Annotated in this window: 15 protein-coding genes and 2 tRNA genes; 13 read left to right on the top strand and 4 right to left on the bottom strand. The window is 57.4% G+C overall.

Annotated elements, in window-relative coordinates; translation table 11 throughout:
* The 7 genes from ABLA28_RS07590 to ABLA28_RS07560 all read left to right on the top strand — a co-directional run.
* On the top strand, positions 1–744 hold a 744-nt coding region (locus ABLA28_RS07590; protein ID WP_347713152.1), incomplete at its 5' end, for a glycosyltransferase family 2 protein.
* 6 nt (positions 745–750) lie between these two features.
* A complete protein-coding gene (locus ABLA28_RS07585; RefSeq protein ID WP_347713151.1) occupies positions 751–1,482 on the top strand; it encodes a class I SAM-dependent methyltransferase in 732 nt (243 codons plus the stop codon).
* On the top strand, positions 1,470–3,179 hold the full coding sequence (locus ABLA28_RS07580) for a DUF6056 family protein (RefSeq protein WP_347713150.1): 1,710 nt from the start codon (positions 1,470–1,472) through the stop codon (positions 3,177–3,179). The genes ABLA28_RS07585 and ABLA28_RS07580 overlap by 13 nt, the downstream gene beginning before the upstream one ends.
* 237 nt (positions 3,180–3,416) lie before the next feature.
* On the top strand, positions 3,417–3,638 hold the full coding sequence (gene secG / locus ABLA28_RS07575; protein WP_314716336.1) for a preprotein translocase subunit SecG: 222 nt from the start codon (positions 3,417–3,419) through the stop codon (positions 3,636–3,638).
* Positions 3,639–3,936: 298 nt separating this feature from the next.
* On the top strand, positions 3,937–4,368 hold the full coding sequence (rplM, locus tag ABLA28_RS07570) for a 50S ribosomal protein L13 (protein WP_299301682.1): 432 nt from the start codon (positions 3,937–3,939) through the stop codon (positions 4,366–4,368).
* Between the two features lie 23 nt (positions 4,369–4,391).
* Entirely contained in the window at positions 4,392–4,784 is a 393-nt protein-coding gene (gene rpsI, locus ABLA28_RS07565) for a 30S ribosomal protein S9 (RefSeq protein WP_299301685.1), read from the top strand.
* A gap of 648 nt (positions 4,785–5,432) precedes the next feature.
* Positions 5,433–6,122: an Ig-like domain-containing protein gene (locus ABLA28_RS07560; RefSeq protein ID WP_347713149.1), complete on the top strand. Its 690-nt coding sequence runs from the start codon at positions 5,433–5,435 to the stop codon at positions 6,120–6,122.
* Between the two features lie 545 nt (positions 6,123–6,667).
* Here ABLA28_RS07560 and ABLA28_RS07555 read toward each other — a convergent pair.
* The 3 genes from ABLA28_RS07555 to ABLA28_RS07545 form a co-directional block, all read right to left on the bottom strand.
* Positions 6,668–7,153 carry an integrase family protein gene (locus ABLA28_RS07555; protein ID WP_347713148.1) on the bottom strand — a complete coding sequence of 162 codons (486 nt, stop codon included), beginning with the start codon at positions 7,151–7,153 and terminating at the stop codon, positions 6,668–6,670.
* 200 nt (positions 7,154–7,353) lie between these two features.
* Positions 7,354–7,430: transfer RNA gene (locus ABLA28_RS07550), tRNA-Arg, on the bottom strand.
* A gap of 41 nt (positions 7,431–7,471) precedes the next feature.
* A tRNA-Ser gene (locus ABLA28_RS07545) sits at positions 7,472–7,565 on the bottom strand.
* A 342-nt stretch (positions 7,566–7,907) separates the two neighbouring features.
* Here ABLA28_RS07545 and ABLA28_RS07540 point away from each other — a divergent pair.
* The 6 genes from ABLA28_RS07540 (at position 7,908) to ABLA28_RS07515 (ending at position 12,571) form a co-directional block, all read left to right on the top strand.
* Positions 7,908–8,393 carry a flavodoxin gene (locus ABLA28_RS07540; RefSeq protein WP_347713147.1) on the top strand — a complete coding sequence of 162 codons (486 nt, stop codon included), beginning with the start codon at positions 7,908–7,910 and terminating at the stop codon, positions 8,391–8,393.
* 46 nt (positions 8,394–8,439) lie between these two features.
* Positions 8,440–9,858: a flavodoxin gene (locus tag ABLA28_RS07535; RefSeq protein ID WP_347713146.1), complete on the top strand. Its 1,419-nt coding sequence runs from the start codon at positions 8,440–8,442 to the stop codon at positions 9,856–9,858.
* A complete protein-coding gene (locus ABLA28_RS07530; RefSeq protein WP_347713145.1) occupies positions 9,855–10,478 on the top strand; it encodes a flavodoxin in 624 nt (207 codons plus the stop codon). The genes ABLA28_RS07535 and ABLA28_RS07530 overlap by 4 nt, the downstream gene beginning before the upstream one ends.
* Before the next feature lie 100 nt (positions 10,479–10,578).
* Positions 10,579–11,322 carry a DUF4405 domain-containing protein gene (locus ABLA28_RS07525; RefSeq protein WP_347713144.1) on the top strand — a complete coding sequence of 248 codons (744 nt, stop codon included), beginning with the start codon at positions 10,579–10,581 and terminating at the stop codon, positions 11,320–11,322.
* A 123-nt stretch (positions 11,323–11,445) separates the two neighbouring features.
* Positions 11,446–11,637, top strand: a complete 192-nt coding sequence (locus tag ABLA28_RS07520) for a DUF4491 family protein (protein WP_347713143.1) — start codon at positions 11,446–11,448, stop codon at positions 11,635–11,637.
* Positions 11,638–11,884: 247 nt separating this feature from the next.
* The gene (locus tag ABLA28_RS07515; RefSeq protein ID WP_347713142.1) at positions 11,885–12,571 is read left to right on the top strand and encodes a DUF2249 domain-containing protein; all 687 of its coding nucleotides are present in this window, start codon (positions 11,885–11,887) and stop codon (positions 12,569–12,571) included.
* Positions 12,572–12,685: 114 nt separating this feature from the next.
* On the opposite strand, the gene ABLA28_RS07510 is transcribed toward ABLA28_RS07515, so the two are convergent.
* Positions 12,686–12,934: helix-turn-helix domain-containing protein (locus ABLA28_RS07510; RefSeq protein WP_347713141.1), on the bottom strand; the 249-nt coding region annotated here is incomplete at its 5' end.

Raw genomic sequence — 12,934 nt, 5'->3', positions numbered from 1 at the left:
GTCGATCTCTCCAGGAATTTTGGCAAGGAGGCTGCTTTGACCGCAGCGCTGGAACATTCCACAGGGGATGCGGTGGTTCCGATTGATGCGGACCTCCAGGATCCCCCCGAGTTGATTGCCGCCATGCTTGCAAAATGGCGGGAAGGATATGAGGTTGTCCTGGCACGTCGTTCCGACCGCACGTCCGATTCGTGGCTGAAGCGGGTGACTGCGCAGATGTTCTATAGGGTGCACAACAGGATATCCTGTCCGGAGTTGCCCGAGAACGTGGGAGATTTCCGCTTGATGGACCGTAAGGTGGTGGAAGCCCTGGGAGGCCTGCACGAGACGCACCGCTTTATGAAGGGGCTTTTTGCGTGGGTGGGATTCAAGAGCTGTATTATCGACTACGTTCGAGAGGCTCGGGCTGCAGGGGAGACGAAATTCAATGGATGGCGGCTTTGGAAACTTGCCGTCGAGGGCATTACCTCCTTCAGTACCTTTCCCCTGACCATATGGTTTTATCTGGGCAGCCTCACGGCGTTCGGTGCCTTTATATATGGGGCTTACATCGTCTTGAGGACTTTGGCCTGGGGTATAGAAGTGCCGGGCTACGCCTCACTGCTTTGTCTGATTCTTTTCTTTGGAGGGCTGCAGCTCCTGGGCGTCGGCATTTTGGGAGAGTATCTCGGCAGGGCCTATATAGAGAGCAAGAGAAGGCCTGTTTATGTGGTGCGCGATGTTTATTGCCTGAAAAGAGGATAAGACGTCATGCGTCGTGAGGCCTTTGAACAAATGTTGGAGACACAGGACCGTCATTGGTGGTTTAGGGGAAAGAGAAGGATACTTGGAAAAATCATAGAGAAAATGGTTTTTTCCGGCCCCCCCTGTGATATCCTTGAGGTGGGATGTGGTACGGGAAGCAACCTTCCAATGCTCGTTCGATTTGGGAACGTTACGGCTCTTGAGCTTGACGATTACGCACGAGAACACATTTCCCCAATGCAAGGAGTTTCCATCGCGAAGGGGTGGCTTCCAGATGGGTTGGAGGCTGTTCGTGGAAAACGATTTGATCTTATCTGTCTTTTTGATGTCCTAGAACATATTGAACGCGATGGGGAGGCATTAGCTGCCATTGGAGAACATATGCGATCTGGAGGAAAATTGTTGCTGACGGTTCCTGCTTATCAGTGGATGTTTGGAACCCACGACAGAATTCTGGGACATTATCGTCGCTATACCAGGACACGACTTCAGAACCTTTGTATACGGCAGGGATATGAGATTTTTTATGCCGGCTACATCAATTCTTTGTTGTTTCCTCTAATGGCCGCGGCGCGTGTGTTTGACCGATTCCGCGGATGTCATGCTTCAACGGGGACAAAGGTGCCTCCCCTCGGTGTTAATTCGTTTTTGTTCGCGTTATTTTCGATTGAAACATTTTGGGTCCCTTATCTTTCCATCCCCTTTGGAGGGTCGGTGGTTTTGCTGTGCGGGAGATAGAGAGGGAAAAAAAGGAAAAGCCTTTCGGAAGACAGGATATCGTTCTCATCTTGTTGGGTTCTTTATATATTTTCCTCTTCTGCTGGATTGGTTCCTATGCCCGCCCATCCGCTGACGATTATAACTTTTTTGAGGCTGTCTCGGACTCAGGCTTCATCGAGGTGCAGAAGTCGTACTACTGTCAATGGACGGGAAGGGTGTTCAACACATTTTTGCTTTCTTTGGTGGCGTCCTTGGATGCGAACTCTTTTTATGGACTCCTGCCTCTGGGGGCGGTCCTGCTATCCATCATAGCTCTCCACTTTTGTCTGGGGGCTCTTGTTCCGGGGGTTTCCGTTTGTGACAAAATGGTCTTTGTATTGTTGCTGCAGGCCGCAATGCTGTCTGTCCTTCCTGCTCTGAACGAGACTCTTTATTGGTTGAGCGGAATGCCCTATACTTGGGCGACGGTCGTTGCCCTTTTCGCCCTTGCTCTGGCGGTAAAAGCATTGCGTCAAAACGAGATTGGTCCGGCATTCTGGAGTTGTTCCGTCCTACTGTTTTTGAATGGGACCCTTCTGGAGCCCATCAGCGTGATGCAGATTCTTCTGGCGTCCTTGGCGGTCCTTTATTTTTCTTGTTTGGGGGAGGCTGTGAAGGCGAGACGGGCTGTCTTTTTTTTCTTTGCCGCCCTCCTGGCTTTTCTCGTGATGCTAGTGGCGCCGGGAACTGCAATTCGTATGGGGAAAATAGCAACAGTCGCCTTTTTACCGAGGTTTTTCAGAACATTAGGAATTGCGGTGGTCTTTGGTTTCTTTACCGTCGTCAAATTTTTTATGAATCCGATCATGTATGTTTTTCTGCTATTCCTGCCCTCAATAACTCGAAACGTTCCTTCGTTCGACGAAGGGGTCGCTCGTCGTCTCAGGGCGTGGCATATCGGGTTGATTACGGCTTTAACTGCGCTGCTGATGCAGGCTATAGCCGGATGGGGAACGGGTGCCGGGCTTCCTGGACGAGCGGAGAGCTTGACGCTCTGGCTGATGGGGACCGCCTGGTTCCTACTCTGGTCCTTTGGCTATAGGCAAAAGAAGACGCTCGAGCGCATACGCACCTTGAGTCTTTTCAGATGGCGTTGGGTTCTGTTGGGCTTATGCCTGCTTCTGAGTCCGAATTTTGTTGCCCTAATTGAGGATCTGAGGATTGTGTCTGTCTACCGGGCCGAGTTGGAGCTGCGTGAGGAGCTATTGACACGTCAGAGGGAGATGGGGCGAATGGATACTGTTGTCCCGTTGCTGACGGCTAGGCCAAAGTTGCTGTTTTTCACGGATTTGCGGCCATGGCCCTCGGATTGGAGAAATCAATCCTACGCAAAATATCATGGGGTGGAGACCGTCAGAGCCTTGCCCTCACAGCTCATTCTTCAGGATGATACCACGCCGGATGTACGGCAGAAAACACTTGGCGGCATTGAGAAGCTGGCTGAGGCTGGGGATGCTCAGCTTCAGTTTTTGATGGGAGAAATGTATGATACGACATTTGCTTTAATGGATGGTGTTGAGAAGGACGACGGCAGGGCTGCCGCATGGTATGCCAGGGCCGCGGAGCAAGGGGACGTCCATGCGCAGCGTCGCTTGACCCGCCTCTATGCCACAGGCAACGGAGTTCCGAGAAGTTACTCCAGAGCCATTTATTGGCTTGCCCGCTCTCAGTTTTAACTTTTCTTGCGTGCAGAATTTTGACAAGCGAAGGCGGTGGTGTGGGTAAGCAGGACTTTAGGGAAAGCGCCGATATACCCTTAGCATATTCTGCGTGGAGTTATGATAAAATGAATGCTTGACATGCCGGTAACATTGGCATGAATATTTTAGGAGAGATATTTTTCGCCTGTGTTCTTCGGTACCTTGCGGGCGGAAAGTAATTTGTGTGTTTCTGGGACGAGGAGGAGTTTTCTGGTGCGGACGTTGCTTTCTCTGGTGCATATCGTGATCTCCGTGGTGCTGATGATGATCGTGTTGGCCCAGCATCGCAAGGAAGGCGGTTTTGCGGGGGTATTCGGGGGCGGAACCCAGGCGGATGCGGGGCAGTGGCAGCGCTTTTCCGGGCTGACCAAGATCACCGTCGTCCTGGCGGCCCTCTTTATGCTGACCTCCCTCGCTCTTGCCCTGATGCGTTAGTTGGCAGAACATAGCGGATTTGACCGGAGTACTTGCGAACGACTGCAGTGTTCGTATACAATAGAAGTCTGCGAAGCACGGTGCTTTGAACAAGATCGGCTTGGCGTGACGGTTGGAGTTCTCCCCGGATGGCCCCCCTGCCACTATTCCGGTGAGAGCTTTCGTGTCCCGCGAGGTTGTTCTCTTGCTGAAGCATCTTCTTCCGTTACTGAGGGATAAATTAGGAAACTGAAAAACTACGGGGCCGTTCTTTAGAAAAAGTGAGTCGGCTTCGTGTCGAGTTCGAGGAGGAAACGAGATGGCAGGCAGCAGTTCCTACTTGGCCAGGCCCGGTCAGGTGGAAAGAAAGTGGTATATCGTGGATGCCACGGACAGGCCTATCGGCCGTCTGGCGGCGAGCATTGCGCGCATCCTGACGGGCAAGCACAGGCCGACCTTCACGCCCCACGTGGATACGGGGGATTACGTGATCGTCGTCAATGCGGATAAAGTCCGCCTGACGGGCCGCAAAGCCTCGCAGTCGCACTATCACTATCATACGGGGCACTCGGGGGGCTACCGCTCCATCCCCTGGGAGAGAATGCTCGAGAAGCGCCCCGAATTTTTGTTCGAACATGTGGTGAAGGGCATGCTCCCCAAAACCCGCCTGAAGTACGCGAGTAAGCTGAAGGTTTACACGGGCCCCAATCATCCCCACGTCGCTCAGGCGCCCGAGGCGCTTGATCTATAGTTTTGAAGCAGGAGGACAGGCAGATGGAAAACAGCTATTGCTGGGGAACGGGTCGCCGCAAGAACGCCTTGGCCCGTGTTCGGCTTTGCCCGGGCAACGGAGAACTCAAGATCAACGACCGGACGGTGGAGGAGTACTTCCCTCGCCTGGTCTGGCAGGCTCAGGTCATGCAGTCCCTGAAGGCGGTGAACCTTGAAGGCAAGGTCGATGTCTTCGTCAACGCTTCGGGCGGCGGCTTGACCGGCCAGGCCGGAGCGGTCAAGATGGGGATTGCGCGAGCCCTGATCCGCATGAATCCGGACCTGCGCCCCGCCTTGAAGAAGGAGGGCCTTCTGACCCGCGATCCCCGCATGGTCGAACGCAAGAAGTTCGGGCAGAAGGGAGCCCGCGGCAAGCGGCAGTTCTCCAAGCGTTAATTTTCCGGGTGGCGCCGACGTTTTTTCCGTTGGGCTGCACGGATTGACTTCAGATCGGCCGGTTGGGCCGGATGTTCTTCTTCAGGGAGTTGTGGCATGCATCAGGATGCCCTGACTCCCTGAATTTTATAGGGGCAAAATCGTTCGGTGCTTTCCCCTGGGCAGAGGACGGCGGAAGGACAAACAGATACAGCCGGTTGTGCCCAGGAAGCGGGACAGATAAGATCGCCCGCTCGAGTCCCTCATGGGCAGTCCCGATCGCCTGGGTTGGCACGCTTGGGCACAAAAAAGAGCCGCTCCCGGTCAAGGTTTGCGCTCTTTCATGCAAAGGGGACAAGCCCCCATCAGGATCGAAATTCAACATGTCACAAAAAGCGCTTCACTCGTGACAAACGCCAAATACGCCCCCGCTTTTAGCGGAAACATGCACCCCTCGTCAAAACAAAGGAGTGGCGCGAGCATAAAGGGGTTCATCCAGTACGCCAACGGGAACATCGAACTTCGCCCCGCGAATCCCAACTACAAGTCGATTTATATTGCCGCTGGGGATATTGGATCCGAGGAGTTCCGGATCATGGGGAAGGTCGTCCGCTGGGTTGACGATGGGATCCCGGGGAATGTCGTGTGAAAACATCGAGGGGGATTGAGATGAAAAGGTTTCTCTTGGGGGTTTTGCTTTGCATTGTTATGTCCACGGCGGCACTTGCGGCCATTCCTGTAGTTTCCTTGGACAAGGCAGTTTACGTCGATGACGGTACGATTGTCGACCTGTCCGCCATAGTTCCATATCGAGAGGTCGAGTTTCAGTATGAGATCTCTGCGGATACTTCCGCAATCACGTATCGATATTTTATCCAGACAGGGAATCAGAATATATCAGGTAACGGGAGCTGCGTTGGCTCAATAAGTCCCCTGGCAATCAAGACAGAATTTGCATCCATGGACGCCGGGAAGATATCGCTATTCGTGTATGATTCTGATAGTAGCACAGGGATGTCCGAAACCCAACTTCAAGCTGTTGCGGGGATTCCACCAGTAGTGCACGTGACAGGGCTGAAGTTGCGAGATGCGGGGAACCCCCTTGAAGAGCCTGCCAGCCACATTGAAATGATGCTCCAAGGTGCATTGAACGGCGAACTAAACGGCAGAAGGTTGGAACCTATCGTTGAGCCTGAAAATGCTGCGAACAAAAAGGTAATGTGGTCTTCCAGCAACGAAAAAGTCGCTACGATCGATTCTGAGGGGTGGGTTCAGGGGTTGGTCTCCGGTGATGCAACGATAACGGCGACGACAGAGGATGGTGGCTTTAAGGCGACCTGCAGGGTGACAGTTCTCTGAGACGGAGCTGCTGAAATTGTAATCATCAATCCCTCCGAAGTGTACTTGCAAATTGGCAAAAAAGAGGTCATCCACGTTCCTGAATCCGGCTTGGCCCCCTATCAAATGATAAGTTGGGATATTAAGGCCCTTGAGATCGCATCCCTCTCTCCAAGGGATTTTTCTTGCGAGGTCTTGGCATTAAAAGCAGGGGAAACACAAATGACTGCAACAACAGAGGCCCCGGATGGGGAGCCTGTCTCTGCCGCGTGTAGGGTTACCGTGGTGTCGGAAGATATCCGTCCTCCACGCGTTCCTGACCAAGGCGCTTCTCAACGCAGCGGTGGCGGTGGCTGCTATGCCGGACTTGCCGGGTTGTTGACGATGGCGCTGATTCCTGCGATCTGCAACGAAGAAGGAATAGAGAGCAGTGAGTTTGGCTCATCCTGCGACAAGGAAGTATAGAGGGAGCATCTGAATTGTAAGCAAGTCATCTCGTAACGTCGCCTGGACTGGGATAATCGTTGGTGCCATTGCGGCTCTCATCCAAATGACAATGGCTGTAGTCAAATAAACCTTCTCACTTGAGGAGTTTTTTCTATGCTTTGCCCCAGCCCCTCAAAATACTCCCCCCAGGCCTGCATCATCTCGCGTCGCTCAGCCGGATACTCCGCATGGTTGTAAGCGGCGCGAACCTTTTCCTCGACATCCCGAAGGATGCGAAGCAACTCGGGAGCCGTTATCTCCCGGATATCCCGCCCCCCGAGGACCGGGAAGACGAAACGCTCCCATCGGCTCAATACGTTACGGGCGTACTTCTCGGTGCAGACTCCCCGGATTTGCTTGTCCAGCCGCTCCCGCGCCTCCCTGAGGGGTGACGGAAGGGTAGGTCCCCAAGGACCCTTCTTCTCTTTCCCTCCCACCCAATAGCGCAATCGCCAATACTTCCCGCCGCCTGGTACAATAAGCAGCCAGAGTCCGCGGTCGTCCCGCAGCATGTAGGGCTTGTCCTTCGGCTTTGCTCCCTTTATGGCCGTCTCCGTGAGCGCCAACCCGGTCATCTCCCGTCTTCGGCGTGACCGTACCACAGAAGCGTTTCTCTCCGCCCGTTCAAAAAAAGTGGTATGGGAATAGGTACGGTTATGCTCTGGATACAGACAATATTGACCGGATAACGGCGGACCGTCAAAAAGCGAAAACCCCGCTTAAAAGCGGGGTTTCGTAGTACAACGGACTGAACCGGATTAGTCGCTGGCGCGGCAGGCAGGATTCGAACCCACGACCTAAGGCTCCGTAGGCCTTCGCTCTATCCAGCTGAGCTACTGCCGCACACTTATACCTTGGACCTTCATCATCTCTTAGAAAGATCCTGGCGGTGAGTGAGAGATTCGAACTCTCGATAGAGGTTTTAGCCCCTATACTCGCTTAGCAGGCGAGTGCCTTCAGCCTCTCGGCCAACTCACCTCTTCAATGCACAAAGCGTATTATAACGTGCTTCAATAGTGCTTGTCAATCATCGTCCCCGAAATCAGGCAGCGACGGTTTTATGAAGGATCAAGCGCGTTATGATGGTATGGGTTGAGCGGACTCTGCCCCGGCACCTGCCAGGTGCGGCAGAAAACGTATGAGGCCTGCCCTGGCCGAACGTTAAAATTTTGTCCGCAGATTTTGGCCCCACCATCATTCACGGGTTCGCCGCGTCTTTGTCGGCCCTATGGCTTTCATCCTTTCTCCCCTTGACTTGGAGCTCACTCTAAATTATAGACTGTTGTTGTTTTGAAAAAACGAAAGGGAGGAAATTCCGCTATGAATATGAAAAAGAAGTTTCTGGTCGCGTACTTCTCGGCGACGGGGACGACGGCGGGAGTTGCGAAGAACGTTGCGGAGGCGGCCGACGCGGACCTTTACGAGATCAGACCCAAGACGTCGTACACGTCGGCCGATCTCGACTGGAACAACCCAAAGAGCCGCAGCTCGATCGAGATGAGGGACAACCCGAAGTTCCGCCCTCCCATCGAGGGGGCCCTGCCCGACGTCTCGGGGTACGACACGGTGCTGATCGGCTTCCCTATCTGGTGGTACGTCGCGCCGACGATCATCAACACGTTCCTGGAGGGCTGCGACTTGTTCGGCAAGAGGGTAGCCGTCTTCGCGACGTCCGGCGGCTCCGGCATGGGGCATACGCTCGACGAGCTCAAGCCGTCCGCGCCCGGGGCGGTCTGGCTCTCGGGCAAAAGGTTCGGGAACCGCGAGTCGGTTTCGTCGCTCAAATCCTGGATCGAGGAACTGTAGCCGCGCCGAAGCGAGAAAAAGGCCGGGGGACGGAAGGAGGGGCAGTATGGTGAAATTCTTGGGGCTGTTGGCTTTTGCCGCGGCGTTTCTTCCCGGTGCGGCACTTGCTGCCGAGAACGACGGCATGGTTTTTGTCAAGGGCGGCTCGTTCACGATGGGGAGCCCGAACGACGAACCGTGGCGCAGCGGCGACGAGACCGCGCATCCCGTCGAGCTCTCGGATTTTTACATCGCCGCGCGCGAGGTCACCCAGGCCGAGTGGGAGGCCGTGATGAACGGCAACCCCAGCGCCTTCAAGGGACCGGACCTTCCCGTGGAGAACGTGACGTGGCTTGATGCGGTGACGTTCTGCAACGCGAGGAGCCGGGCCGACGGGCTCGCTCCGGCCTATGAGATCACCGGGGATGCCGTGACGTGGAACCGGGCCTCCGACGGCTGGCGGCTGCCGACCGAGGCGGAGTGGGAGTATGCGTGCCGCGCGGGGAGCGCCGAACCGTTCTCCGGGAGGGCGTCCATCGGGCCCGACGAGGCCAACTTTTACGGTCATTACCCTTATAATGTCGAGCAGAACTACTTCACCCAGGAAAAGCTCGAGGTAAAGCCCGGCCAGTACCGGCAGAGGACGACGCCGGTCGGCAGCTTCGCGCCGAACGCGCTGGGGCTGTACGACATGCACGGCAACGTCGGCGAGTGGTGCTGGGACACCTACGGCGAGTACGGTTCGGATGGGGTGAAGGACCCGGCGGGAGCGGCGGAGTCCTCTTCGCGCATGCGCAAGGTGAACCGCGGGGGCGGATGGAACGACTTCGCCAAGCATCTGCGCTGCGCCTACCGCGCCTCCCTGCCCCCCGGCCGATCCAGCGCCTCAGTCGGCATGCGCCTGGCACGGAATGCCGTGTCCATGACCGGTTCGCTGACGTCGAAGGTTGAGGTATCTGAGCCGGGAAAGGGTGAGAAAAAGGAGCCAAAAGTTCTGGTCGCGTTCTTCTCCTGGGGGGGAACGACGCGCGGCATCGCCGGAGAGGTCCGCAAACAGTCGGGCGGAGACCTGTTCGAGATCGAGCCGGTGCGCGAATACTCGAGCGACTACAATACGGTCCTGAACGAGGCTCAGCGCGATCAGCGCGAGAACGCGAGGCCGAAGCTGAAGGGGAGGGTCGAGAATTTCGGGCAGTACGACGTGATCCTCCTCGGCTATCCGAACTGGTGGGCTTCGGTTCCCGCGCCGGTAGCGTCCTTTCTCGAGAGCTACGATTTTTCGGGCCGTACGATCATCCCGTTTTGCAGTCATGGAGGAGGTCGCCTCGGACAGAGCGTCACGGCGATAGGCAAGCTCGCTCCGAACGCGGTGATCGGCACGCCGCTGTCCGTCCACTATGGCGGCGGTAGTTCCATGCCGGCCGACGTGGCCGCCTGGCTTGCCAAAAACGAATTGAACGAGGAAGATGGAGGAAAAAAGCGATGAAGGAATGGAGTGTGCTGCTGCTCTCGCTGACTGTGGTCGCATTTGTGCTTTTCGCGGGCGCCGGGACCGCGTCCGCCGCGGACGGCGGAAAGATTCTGATCGCGTACTTCTCGCGCGCCGACGAGAACTATCAGGTGGGCTACGTCGAGAAGGGCAACACGCAGGTCCTGGCCGAGGCCGTTGTCGAGGCGACGGGCGGAGAACTGTTCCGCATCGAGACCGAGAGGCCGTATCCCAAGGAGTACCGGGAGACGACCGAGGTCGCGAAGCGCGAGCAGAACGAGGGAGCGCGGCCGAAGCTGAAGAGCACGCCGCCCGACATCGGCCCTTACGACGTCATCTTCCTTGGTTACCCGAACTGGTGGGGGGACATGCCGATGGCCGTCTACACGTTCCTCGAGTCCTACGGCTCCGGGGCGTTCGCCGGCAAGCGCATCATTCCGTTCTGCACGGCCGCCGGCTCCGGCCTGTCCGGGACCGTCGGCACGATAGGGAAGCTCTGCTCCGGCGCGACCGTGAACAACGCCTTCACGATGCTGGGGGCGGAGGCCCAGGAGTTTTCGGAGGGCGCCAGGGCGAAGGTCCGGGAGTGGCTTGTGGGGACCGGGCTCGTCAAGTAGGGGAGCCGGCCCCTGCCCGCGGCGCGGGGTCGTGCATCCTGCATGGGGATGCGGGCGGAAATGGACTGCGGCGGGCAATGATGGGCGGAGGTGAGGCGTTATGCGCCTGAAGAGGGTCGTCGACCTGTTGATGACGGTCCTGCTGCTGCTCCTGATGGCGCTTCAGGTGACGGGAGAGACGGCACGCGAGTGGCTGGGGATGGGGATGTTCGTCCTGTTCCTGATTCACCAGTGGCTCAACCGCGGGTGGTACCGTGCCCTGTTCCGGGGGCGGTACGGACTTGTCCGCTCCCTCTGGACCGCGGTGAACGCGCTGCTCCTGGCGGCCTTCCTCGTCACGGTTGCGAGCGGAATGATGATGTCCCGGCACGCCCTCGCCTTTCTGGACATCCGATCGGGGACGTACTGGGCCAGGTTGGCGCATCTATCGGGGTCCTGGTGGAGCTTCATCCTGATGAGCCTCCATCTGGGCCTGCATTGGGGCATGATAGCCGGGCGACTGCCCGGAGGATGGAAGGACGTGGGCCTGAACGTCCTTGCCGCATTGGCGGCCGGCTGCGGGCTTCATTTGTTTCTCATTAGGGATATTTCGTCCTATCTCTTTCTCACGACGCAGTTCGCCTTTCTGGACTACGACAAGGCGGCGGCCCTCGTGCTGGCCGAGAACCTCGCGATGATGTCGTTCTGGGTTCTGCTGGCGTATCAGGGATACAAAGCGGTCTCGGGGATTGTCTCGAGGCGCTGGAGAAGTTTGCTGCATCCGGCTCTGGCGCTCACGGCGGCGGGCGGTTTCTCCGCGCTGCTGCCCCTGATCTTCGGCGGCGCTTCCGGGGGCACTTGGTAGAGGAAAAAGGGGCGCGAGCATGCTCAACTGGTCCGGAATCCTCATCGGGCTGACCTCCTTCATCGTCATCGGCGTCTTTCATCCCGTCGTCATCAAGTGCGAGTACTACTTTTCCGACAGGGTGTGGCCGGTTTTCCTGGCGGGGGCCTCGCCTTCTGCGCCGCGTCCCTGTTCGTGGAGCGGCCCCTGCTCTCCTCCGTCCTGGGGGTCGTGGGGTTTTCCCTGCTCTGGAGCATCCGCGAGCTGAAACAGCAGACCCGGCGCGTCGAAAAGGGGTGGTTCCCCCGAAACCCCAAACGTGCACCGAAGGGGTGAGCCTTCCGTTGTTTACAGGCTTCGCCCCCTGCGGCTTGCTGCCCGCGGACGGAACGGCTGCCGCACTGCGGGGGTGCGTGGGCAGCTGTCGGCCTGCAGGCAGGGCCGGGGTTCCGTTTTCGCGCACAAAGTAGGAACGTCCTTTCGGAAAGTGATCATAGCCACACAAAGAGCGTCCTCCCGATGATAAATTATGTTCGGTATGAAAAACATAGGGCTCTTCGGGAGCCGGATGGGAGGACGCACGATGAGTTTTGCGGATTGGAAGGACAAGACTGCGGGGTTCAAGAAGATCGATGTGAGAGGGGTTGCCGGAAACTTCTTCCCCGGGCTGAAGAAGCAGGCGATGGAGCTTCCGGTCGGGGCGGGACTGGAGGTCGTCCAGACCTTCGAGCCCATTCCGCTCTACGCGGTGATGGAGCAGCTGGGCTTTGAATATCACACGGTACAGGCAGCGGAGGGCGAGTTTCACGCCTACTTCTATCGTACCGCGGTGAAGGAGGACGACGGGTCGATCCCCATGCGCCCCGCGGCTCTGACGAATTTTCCGCTGATCGACGAGGAGCTCGGCAGGATCGCGGTGAACTTCTGGGACCTGACCTGGAACGACGAAAAGAGGACGCTCCCGTATGAGACCCGGCTTCTTCTGTCGCTGACGAATGCGGTCGGCGCGGGCAGAATGCGTCAGGCGTGCCGGGAGCTCGTCAAGGCGTACGTGCACGGGATCGATTCCGCGGCGCTCGACGATGTGTTCGAGCTCCTCGCGTGGAATCAGGGAATCGGGTTCTTCAGCTCGGAGATCGGCCCGTCGACCCTTTTCAAGGCGTACAAGACCATCAAGCAGCAGGAGAAGCTCGGCAAGGACCGGGAGGAGATCAAGGCGTTTCTGATGGCGAACTTCGGCGAGAAGAACCCGGATATCGCGGTTCAATAGCCGGGGGCCGGAGGAAAAGTTCCCCTTCCGAGGCCGGCGGCAGGGGAGGGGCGGGCTGCGGAGGGCCTGTCGTCCACGGTGACGTCTGCGGGAGCGCTTTGGCTTGAACCTTCGTCAAGGCGCTCCTCTGCTGCGGATGACTTTGTTATGGATGACGAAGTGGTTCTTGCGGAATGCGATCAGCCCTTCGTCCTGCATCCTTCCGAGCTCCCGGGACAGGGCCGTCCGGTCGATGTTCAGATAGTCGGCCAGTTGCTGGCGGTCGAACGGGATGTCGAACTCCGCGCTGCGTGTCTGTACGGAGACGGTGTGCAGGTAGGCGAGGAGCCGGGCGCGGATGGTCCTGGGCGCCGTATGAAAGCT

This window comes from uncultured Fretibacterium sp., assembly GCF_963544685.1.
Classification (GTDB): domain Bacteria; phylum Synergistota; class Synergistia; order Synergistales; family Aminobacteriaceae; genus CAJPSE01.
This window is presented reverse-complemented; position numbering and strand designations above follow the sequence as displayed.

What these genes read in the sequence shown, in the direction of transcription:
- ABLA28_RS07525 (WP_347713144.1), top strand. Translation starts at nt 10,579, where the DNA reads ATGCGCCTGAAGAGGGTCGTCGACCTGTTGATGACGGTCCTGCTGCTG.
- rpsI (WP_299301685.1), top strand. Translation starts at nt 4,392, where the DNA reads ATGGAAAACAGCTATTGCTGGGGAACGGGTCGCCGCAAGAACGCCTTG.
- ABLA28_RS07560 (WP_347713149.1), top strand. Translation starts at nt 5,433, where the DNA reads ATGAAAAGGTTTCTCTTGGGGGTTTTGCTTTGCATTGTTATGTCCACG.
- ABLA28_RS07535 (WP_347713146.1), top strand. Translation starts at nt 8,440, where the DNA reads ATGGTGAAATTCTTGGGGCTGTTGGCTTTTGCCGCGGCGTTTCTTCCC.
- ABLA28_RS07540 (WP_347713147.1), top strand. Translation starts at nt 7,908, where the DNA reads ATGAATATGAAAAAGAAGTTTCTGGTCGCGTACTTCTCGGCGACGGGG.
- ABLA28_RS07530 (WP_347713145.1), top strand. Translation starts at nt 9,855, where the DNA reads ATGAAGGAATGGAGTGTGCTGCTGCTCTCGCTGACTGTGGTCGCATTT.
- ABLA28_RS07515 (WP_347713142.1), top strand. Translation starts at nt 11,885, where the DNA reads ATGAGTTTTGCGGATTGGAAGGACAAGACTGCGGGGTTCAAGAAGATC.
- ABLA28_RS07585 (WP_347713151.1), top strand. Translation starts at nt 751, where the DNA reads ATGCGTCGTGAGGCCTTTGAACAAATGTTGGAGACACAGGACCGTCAT.
- rplM (WP_299301682.1), top strand. Translation starts at nt 3,937, where the DNA reads ATGGCAGGCAGCAGTTCCTACTTGGCCAGGCCCGGTCAGGTGGAAAGA.